A 7,872-nucleotide genomic window follows, 5' to 3' on the forward strand; every position below is an offset into this window, starting at 1 on the left:
GGCCGGGCGACCATCTCGGTGGAGGCGTCGGCGAGCGGCACCTGCGCGGGCCGGGGGGTGACGGCGGGGCGCCGGGCGGCGTCGGAGATCCGCAGCAGCAGCGCCACGAGGATGTAGTTGGCCAGCAGCGACGATCCGCCGTAGGACAGGAACGGGGTGGTCAGCCCGGTCTCCGGGATGAGGTTCGTGACCCCGCCGACGACGATGAACACCTGCAGGGCGATCGTCATCGCCAACCCGGTGGCCAGCAGCTTGCCGAACGGATCGCGGCACACCACCGCCGCCTTGAGTCCGCGCATGACCAGCACCAGGTACAGCAGCAACACCGCCGCCAGCCCGATCATCCCCAGCTCCTCGCCGATCCCGGAGGCGATGAAATCGGCGTTGGCCAACGGCACCAGGTCCGGCCGGCCCGCTCCGAGCCCGGTACCACCCAGCCCGCCGGTGCCCAGCCCGAACAACGACTGCGACACCTGGTATCCGCTGCCGAGCGCATCGCCGGTCGGGTTGAGCCACACCTGGACCCGGGTCTGGACGTGGGCGAACAGGTAGTACGACATCACACAGCCCGCGGCGAAGAAGACCAGGCCGACGAGCACCCAGGACACCCGCGAGGTCGCGGCGTAGACCAGGACCAGCACCACCCCGAAGATCAGCAGTGACGCCCCGAGCTCGCGCTCGACGGTGAGCACGGCGAGCGACAGCACCCAGGCCACCACCAGCGGGGCGAGATCGCGCAGCCGGGGTAGCTCGGCCCCGAGGAACCGGCGCCCGGCGGTGCGGAACAGCTCGCGCTTTGCCACCAGGAACGCCGCCACGAACACGATAATCATGAGTTTGGCGAACTCGCCGGGCTGGATCGAGAACGGGCCCAGCCGCAGCCACAGCTTGGCCCCGTTGATCTCGGAGATACTCGCCGGGAGCAGGCCCGGCAACGCCAGCAGCACCAGCCCGCCCAGCCCGAGGGTGTAGGCGTAGCGGGCCAGGACGCGATGGTCGCGGATCCGCCAGAGCGCGACGGCCAGCAGCACCAACGCGAACGCCGTCCACGCCAGCTGCCGGGGCGCGGCCGCCGCCGGCACGGGGTTGCCCTGCTGGACTGCTTGCACGGCGGCGGCGAGATCGAGTCGGTGGATCATGACCAGGCCCAGGCCGTTGAGCAGCGCCACGATGGGCAGGATCAACGGATCGGCGGACGGGGCGAAGCGGCGCACCACCAGGTGCGCGCCGCCGAACAGCCCCAGATACCCCAGCCCCAGGTAGAGCAACTGGAGCGACAGCGTCTGGCTCTGGTCGGCCTCGGTCAACACCAACGCCAGCGTCACCACTGCCGCGGCGAAGACCAGCAGCACCAACTCGATACCCCGCTGAGCGGAGCCGGCTCGCGGACGGGCATCGACGGGAACCTGGACGGGGACGGACACGCTGCGAGGCTACTGACCCTGAGATGTACCGGGCGTGTGCCGGTCGAGGCACGCGGCGAGGACCGACCGGCGACCGGCGTCGTCCTCAGCGCCGTCACTACAGTCGACCGGGCAAGCGGCCCGTCCGCCGTGGAGATGCGTTCAGGAGCGACGATGAGCCTCGACGAGGACCAGCCCCATCCCGAGGTTCCACCCGAGCAGGACCCGGGCACAGGAACACGCGGGCCGGGCGGTGCGGGTGCCGAACCCCTGGCCGACGCGGTGACGGCGCACCAGCTGAAGGCCCTGGCCGCGGTGCACGAAGAGCTGATGAGGCTCGAGGAAGCGGTCTGCGGAGGTCACCGCCCGATCACCGGCTCCGCCACCCGGATCGGCCACGCCACCACCGCCGGGATGGCCCGGACCCGCGACGCCGCCGGTCACGTCCACGTACCGGCCTGGCTGCGCGAGACCAGCGGGGAGAGCCGCTGGCCGGTCACCGCAGCCATCCTGGTCGCGATCGGGTTGCAGGTCGCCCTGCCCGACAACCTGGTCCTGGTCTCACGCTGGCTGCTGCCCGGCCTCGAGCTCGCCCTGCTGATCGGGCTGATCATCGCCAGCCCCTCCCGGTTCAACCGCGAGTCGACGATGCTCCGCGCCACCAGCCTGGTGCTGGCCGGCCTGCTGAGCCTGGCCAACGCCTGGTCTGCCACCCTGCTCGTCATCGGCCTGGTCAACGGACGACTCGGCCAGGACGCCGGCCCGCTCCTGTCCACCGGGGCCGCGATCTGGCTGACCAACATCATCGCCTTCGCCATCTGGTACTGGCAGTTCGACCGCGGCGGACCCGCCGCCCGTGCACACGCCCGCCGCACCCTGCCCGACTTCCTGTTCGTCCAGATGCAGAGTCCCGAACTCGCCCATCCCGACTGGGAACCGCAGTTCACCGACTACCTCTACCTGTCCTTCACCAACGCCACCGCGTTCAGCCCCACCGACGTGATGCCCCTGACCCGGTGGGCGAAGCTCACCATGCTCGTCCAGTCCCTGGTATCACTCATCACCGTCGCACTCGTCATCGCCCGCGCCGTCAACATCCTCAAGTAGCCGAGCGTGGCGGCGTCAGGTGCTCAGGAGGGGCAAGGTGGAACGCCCGGGCCCGAGGACAGGTGCGGGGTCGGACCCCAGGACGCCGGCCAGCAGGGTTGCGTAGACATCGCGGAAGTCGGTGGAGGGTTTCAGGTCACCGTCGGCGAGGTCGGTGAGGCTGGGCTGGGTGCCGACGAACCCGCCCTTGACGCCGGCGCCGGCGATGAGCACGGGACCGGCGGTGCCGTGGTCGGTGCCCTGGTTGGCGTTGGCGGCGACCCGGCGCCCGAACTCGGAGTACGCCATCAGGACGACGTGCCTGCCGCGGTCGGTGCCGGCCATCCGGGTCAGGAACCCCGACACGGCCGCGTCGACCTCGGTGAGCAGGCGCTGCTGCGTGCCGCGTTCGTCGGCATGGGTGTCGAACCCGCCGAGGCTGACCGAGTACACCCGGCTCGGGGCACCCATCTCCACACACCGCGCGACGACGTCGAGCTGGGTGGCGAGCATGCTGCGCGCTCCCCCACCCTGTTTCCCGGATGCGGGGTCCGCGGCGGCGTGTGAGGAGTCGACGGCGGGACCGAGGGTGTCCACGGTCCGGTGCAGATCCGTGATCGCTCTGGCTGCGAAGGCCTGCAGGTCCGGTTCACCGTCGGACGTGCCGCCCATCGCGGAGAACGCGGTGCCGACCGGGCCCTTCGGGAGCACGAGTCCGCTCAGCGGCAGCGCGGCGCCCGCGGTGGTGGCCCCGGCCAGCAGCGGTGGCAGCACGGGCTCCAGTGAGATGGCTTTGAGCGGGTCACGCCCGTCGGTGTCGAGCCAGCGACCGATCCAGCCGGTGGAGAGCGGGTGATCAGGGGAGGCGGTCTGCCAGATGTCCATGGACCGGAAATGGCTGTGGTCGGGCTGCGGGTAGCTCACCCCGCGCACCACGGCCAGGGTGCCGGCGTCCCACTGCTTCTTGAGCCCGGCCATGCCGGGGTTGAGGCCGAGCCCCTCGCCGATGTCGAGCACCTCGTGCTCGGCGTAGGCCAGGTCGGGGCGTGCCGACTGGTAGGCCGCGTCGGCCGCGGGGACCACGGTGTTGAGGCCGTCGTTGCCGCCGTAGAGCGTGACGACCACGAGCACACCGGTGCCGGGCGGCAGCGGGTCGGTGCGGGTCCGGTCGGCGAGCTCCTTCCAGCCGATCCCACCCGCGGCGGCCACCGCGGCCGCGGCGCCGGAGTAGGTGAGGAACCGACGACGCGTCAGGGCCTTCACGTGAGCTCCTCTGTCGTTGCGGGGAGGCAGAAGACGGGGCCGGTGCCACCGGGCGAGATGCCGGACCCGGTCATGCGCTGACGCAGTTCTCGGGGCTGGCCAACGCGGCGGCGACCAGCTGTGCGGGCTGTCCGGCCAGGGGCGCGAGCGCGGAGGCGGTGCGGGCGGTGAAGCCGGGCAGCCCGAGCAGCGCCGCGGTGGCCTCGACCCGACCGGACGGTGCGGTGTCGGTGACCGGGGTGATGTCGCCCTTGGTGGCCAGTACCTGCGCCAGTTTGATCCGGCTGAGCGCCGCGGCGGTGGTCAGCCACGGAGTGCCCGCGGGCCAGCCACCGACGTCGGGTGGGTCGAACGGGACCTGCCCGAGCCCGGTCAGCCCTCCATGGAGGGCGGCCGGGGGCAGCTTCGACGCGGGCAGCCGCAGCGCTCGCAGGGCTGCGACCAGCCATTCCACGGGCTGGCGGACGAGTACCGAGGCGGGCGAGCGGAACGCCGGCGAGGTGACGGCGGCGCGGATCAGCGCGGTGACGTCGTGTCCGGGTCCGTACGCGGCCACCAGGGCGTCGAGGGTGGCCGGGTCGGGTGGGGTGTCGGAGACGAAACGAGTCCAGATCCGGCCGGCGATGAACATCGGTGATGCCGGTCGGGTGAGCAACATGTTCACGAGGCTCGTGGAGTCGTAGGCGAAGGTGCTCCCGAGCACGGTCTCCGGGCCGTTGTCGTGGCGGCGTGGGTTGAGCGACGAGGTGTCGGCCACGACGTCGACCTGCCAGCCGGTCAGCGCGCGGGCGGCCTGGCGGACGTCGTCCTCGGTGTAGTCGCCCACCCCGAGGGTGAAGAGCTCCATGAACTCCCGGGCCAGGTTCTCGTTCGGTTTGCCGACGGTGTTCCCACCGCCGTCGAGCCACACCAGCATCGCCGGATCCACCACCATCGCCTGCGCCAGCGCCCGGAAATCACCGGCGCCCAGTCGCCGCTGGGTGGCGTTCTGCCCGTACATCAGCGACGCGTAGCGCACTTTCTGCACACTGGTCGCGAAATGCCCGTGCCAGAACCAGGTCAGCCGTTCCGGGTAGGGGGCGTCGACGGCGGCCATCCGGTCGAGCCACCAGACCACGAGTTGCCGGGCCTGCACCTGTTCCTGCTGAAGCTGCGCCCGGCGGGCGGCGACGTCGTTCCTCCCGGGACGGGCCGACGGCGCCGGGAACGACGGCGGCGGTGTCGCCGTCGCGCCCACGTCAGGGCCTGCCGGGCCGGTCAGCGTCGCAACGGTGGAGTCGAACCCGGCTGAGGCCGCGGCATCGAGCTCTCCGCGCCGCGGGCCCAACCCCACCCGCTGCAGCAACCGCCGTACCGCATCACGATCAGTGACTCCCGGGCTGCTGGGACCCACCGCCGTCCGTAGAGCTGCAGGCATGGCTGTCGACATCCTTCTGATCGTCACGGGGCCGGTCATGTCGTGGGCTGACAGGTCATCGAGGTGACCATGCCGAGGCCCGGTCAACGCCCGGTGCAGGTGATGTTCGGGTCAGGTAAGGACCCGGCCACCCGGGTCAGGCTCCCGGCGCCGCAGGGGCGGACGTGGTGTTCGCCGGGGTGGGCTTCGGCGCCACGGGCGCGGCGATCCGGACGGCGGTGATCGCGGACCCGCTCGGCCTCCCTGCCACCCGGACCTGGCTGCCGACCGGGAACTGTGCCTGCGTGGCCGGGGCGATCTTGGTGCCGAACGCGGTCTGCGGGGTGAGCGTCACGGTGATCGCCTTGCCCTTCAGGGTGGTGACGGTCCAGGTCGAACCGTTCTCGGCGGTGACCCGGCCGCGGATGCCGGCGGCGTGCTTCTTCGCCGCTGTCGGCGGTGTGGTGGACGGGGAGGGAGCGGCCGCAGTGGTGCCGCAGCCGGCGGCGACGACGGCGACCGAGGCGAGCAGTCCGGCGAGAGCAACTGAGCGCATGGCAGCGACAGTGCTGATCGAATGTTCGGGACAGATCAGGATGCCGTCATCATCGGGCAAGTCGTCGTGAGGCAGGGTCAGCCCGGAAGCGCCGTCAACGAGAGTTCCTGCTCTCGGCCTCGTACGAGCTACACACCCCGCTGACCGCGGTACGAGGGTTCGCCTGGTCGGCACCGGCGGCGGCGGGCCGGCCCTGATCCGAGGACTGGTCACCCGGATGGGCGGCTCGGTCAACGCCGGACCCGCTCCCGAGGGCGGCGCCGCGTTCACCATTGTCACCCCGGACACGACACTGCCCGCCGCGCCGCCGGTCGACAGCTCACGATCGTGCAACCCGCCCGGGCCGCCACCTGACCCCCGGCCCTGCAGCCCGGGCAGCGCCACCCGCATCGACGGAGCGCGAGGCGCTGCTCTCCGGTGCTCCCACCCGCACCGCCCCCGCCAAGGGCTGACGAACGCTGTTCGGCAGCGGGACATGATCTGCAGCAGCGATTGCCGTGTCCGATCAGGGAGTCGTCCGCTGGATGGGCGATGGACAACCGCTGAACGGCCCTCACCCCACCCAGATGTATCCCGGTACCGTCGGTAACGCGGATTCGGGGATCCCGGCACGCGAAGGGGCAGCGACCATGGCGAAGATCCTGCTGCGAGTGGCGCAGATCGTCGGGGTGCTCGTGCTGGCCGGCATCGCCGTGGGCATCGTGGTCGGGCTCGTGCAGTGGCTGCTCGGCGCCGCCGTGATCGTCGCGATCCCGCTCGGCGCCTGGTGGATCTACAAGCAGGTCTCCAGCCGCAACCACAGGTCGACAGCAGTGCCAGGCGCGCAGAAGTCCCTGGCCGGCCCTTCCGGTGACCGCCGCAGCGAACTCGAGAGCCGCGCCGTTCTGGACGCGGCGGGCCGCTGCGGCTGGTGCGGATCGCCAACCCTGCACAAGGACGAGTTCGGCTTCCCCACCACGCCGCTGACCTTCCATCGCGCCGAGATCGACGCCATGCTCTGACTCCCGCCGGTCGCAATGCCACACCATCCCCGAGTCGGCACCACGAGGTCCGGCGACCGCCCGGCTCCAGCCGTCTACGGACGTTTCGTGCTCGAGCCCTCGGCTCACCCCACCTCCAGGGAGACATCGTGACGCTGCCACTGCTGCCGACATCGCTGGTCGGGAGCTACGCCCAACCCGACTGGCTGATCGACCGCTCGAAGCTCGCGGGACGGTTCCCGCCCCGGGTTCGGGCGAAGGAGCTGTGGCGGGTGGACCCGGAGTTCCTCGCGCAGGCCCAGGACGACGCCACCCTGCTGGCGATCCGCGCGCAGGAGGACGCAGGCCTCGACATCGTCACCGACGGGGAGATCCGCCGGGAGAGCTACTCCAACCACTTCGCCACCGCCCTCGACGGCGTCGACATCGACAACCCGGGCACCGCGCTGGACCGCAGCGGACACCCCAATCCGGTCCCCCGCATCACCGGCCCGATCCGACGCCCCCACCCGGTCCAGGCCGAGGACCTGCGATTCCTCCGGGCCCACACCGACCGGACGATCAAGATCACGGTGCCAGGGCCGTTCACGATGAGCCAGCAGGCCCAGAACGACCACTACCCCGACGCCGAGGCCGCGGCGATGGCCTATGCCGCGGCTGTCAACGCCGAGGTCAAGGACCTGCACGACGCCGGCGCGGACGTCGTCCAGATCGACGAGCCCTACATGCAGGCCCGGCCCGACGCCGCCCGCGCCTACGGCCTCGCCGCCCTCAACGCCGCACTGGACGGCGTCTCCGGCACCACCGCGGTCCACATCTGCTTCGGCTACGCCGCGATCATCCACGAACGGCCCGAGGGCTACTCCTTCCTCCCCGAGCTGGCCGGCTGCCCCGTGGACCAGATCTCGATCGAGACCGCCCAATCCGGGCTGGACCTCGGGGTCCTCTCCGACCTGACCGACAAGACGATCATCCTCGGCGTGATCGACCTGTCCACCCCCGAGGTCGAGACCCCCGAGCTCGTGGCCGCCCGGGCTCGCCGAGCGTTCGACCGCATCACGCCCACCCAGATCGTCCTGTCCACCGACTGCGGCATGAAGTACCTGCCCCGCGCATCCGCCGAGGGGAAGATGAGAGCCATGGCCGCCGCCGCGCGCCTGCTGCGCACCGAGCTGGGATGAGGTCCAC

Annotated in this window: 7 protein-coding genes; 3 read left to right on the forward strand and 4 right to left on the reverse strand. The window is 71.3% G+C overall.

Annotated features, from left to right (window positions below):
• Window positions 1-1,424 (reverse strand): FtsW/RodA/SpoVE family cell cycle protein (locus tag JWR81_RS06695; protein WP_297648185.1); only part of this gene is annotated, 1,424 nt, incomplete at its 3' end.
• A gap of 153 nt (window positions 1,425-1,577) precedes the next feature.
• On the opposite strand from JWR81_RS06695, the gene JWR81_RS06700 reads away from it, so the two are divergent.
• Window positions 1,578-2,510, forward strand: a complete 933-nt coding sequence (locus tag JWR81_RS06700) for a hypothetical protein (protein ID WP_297648188.1) — start codon at window positions 1,578-1,580, stop codon at window positions 2,508-2,510.
• A gap of 15 nt (window positions 2,511-2,525) precedes the next feature.
• Here the strand turns inward: JWR81_RS06700 and JWR81_RS06705 are convergent, their stop codons facing one another.
• From JWR81_RS06705 to JWR81_RS06715, 3 genes are all read right to left on the reverse strand, one after another.
• Entirely contained in the window at window positions 2,526-3,752 is a 1,227-nt protein-coding gene (locus JWR81_RS06705) for a DUF1501 domain-containing protein (RefSeq protein ID WP_297648191.1), read from the reverse strand.
• A 70-nt stretch (window positions 3,753-3,822) separates the two neighbouring features.
• Complete coding sequence (locus tag JWR81_RS06710; protein ID WP_297648194.1) at window positions 3,823-5,097, reverse strand: DUF1800 domain-containing protein; 1,275 nt, start codon at window positions 5,095-5,097, stop codon at window positions 3,823-3,825.
• 208 nt (window positions 5,098-5,305) lie between these two features.
• On the reverse strand, window positions 5,306-5,704 hold the full coding sequence (locus JWR81_RS06715; RefSeq protein WP_297648197.1) for a DUF5666 domain-containing protein: 399 nt from the start codon (window positions 5,702-5,704) through the stop codon (window positions 5,306-5,308).
• A 629-nt stretch (window positions 5,705-6,333) separates the two neighbouring features.
• Between JWR81_RS06715 and JWR81_RS06720 the strand changes: the two genes are divergently transcribed.
• The gene (locus JWR81_RS06720; protein WP_297648199.1) at window positions 6,334-6,705 is read left to right on the forward strand and encodes a hypothetical protein; all 372 of its coding nucleotides are present in this window, start codon (window positions 6,334-6,336) and stop codon (window positions 6,703-6,705) included.
• Window positions 6,706-6,833: 128 nt separating this feature from the next.
• Window positions 6,834-7,865: a uroporphyrinogen decarboxylase family protein gene (locus JWR81_RS06725; RefSeq protein ID WP_297648202.1), complete on the forward strand. Its 1,032-nt coding sequence runs from the start codon at window positions 6,834-6,836 to the stop codon at window positions 7,863-7,865.
• Window positions 7,866-7,872: the final 7 nt, after the last annotated feature.

This window comes from Pseudonocardia sp. (assembly GCF_025965585.1).
Taxonomy (GTDB): Bacteria; Actinomycetota; Actinomycetes; order Mycobacteriales; family Pseudonocardiaceae; genus Pseudonocardia.

Coding starts and splice junctions, on each gene's coding strand:
- JWR81_RS06700 (WP_297648188.1), top strand. CDS start 1,578: ATGAGCCTCGACGAGGACCAGCCCCATCCCGAGGTTCCACCCGAGCAG.
- JWR81_RS06715 (WP_297648197.1), bottom strand. CDS start 5,704: ATGCGCTCAGTTGCTCTCGCCGGACTGCTCGCCTCGGTCGCCGTCGTC.
- JWR81_RS06720 (WP_297648199.1), top strand. CDS start 6,334: ATGGCGAAGATCCTGCTGCGAGTGGCGCAGATCGTCGGGGTGCTCGTG.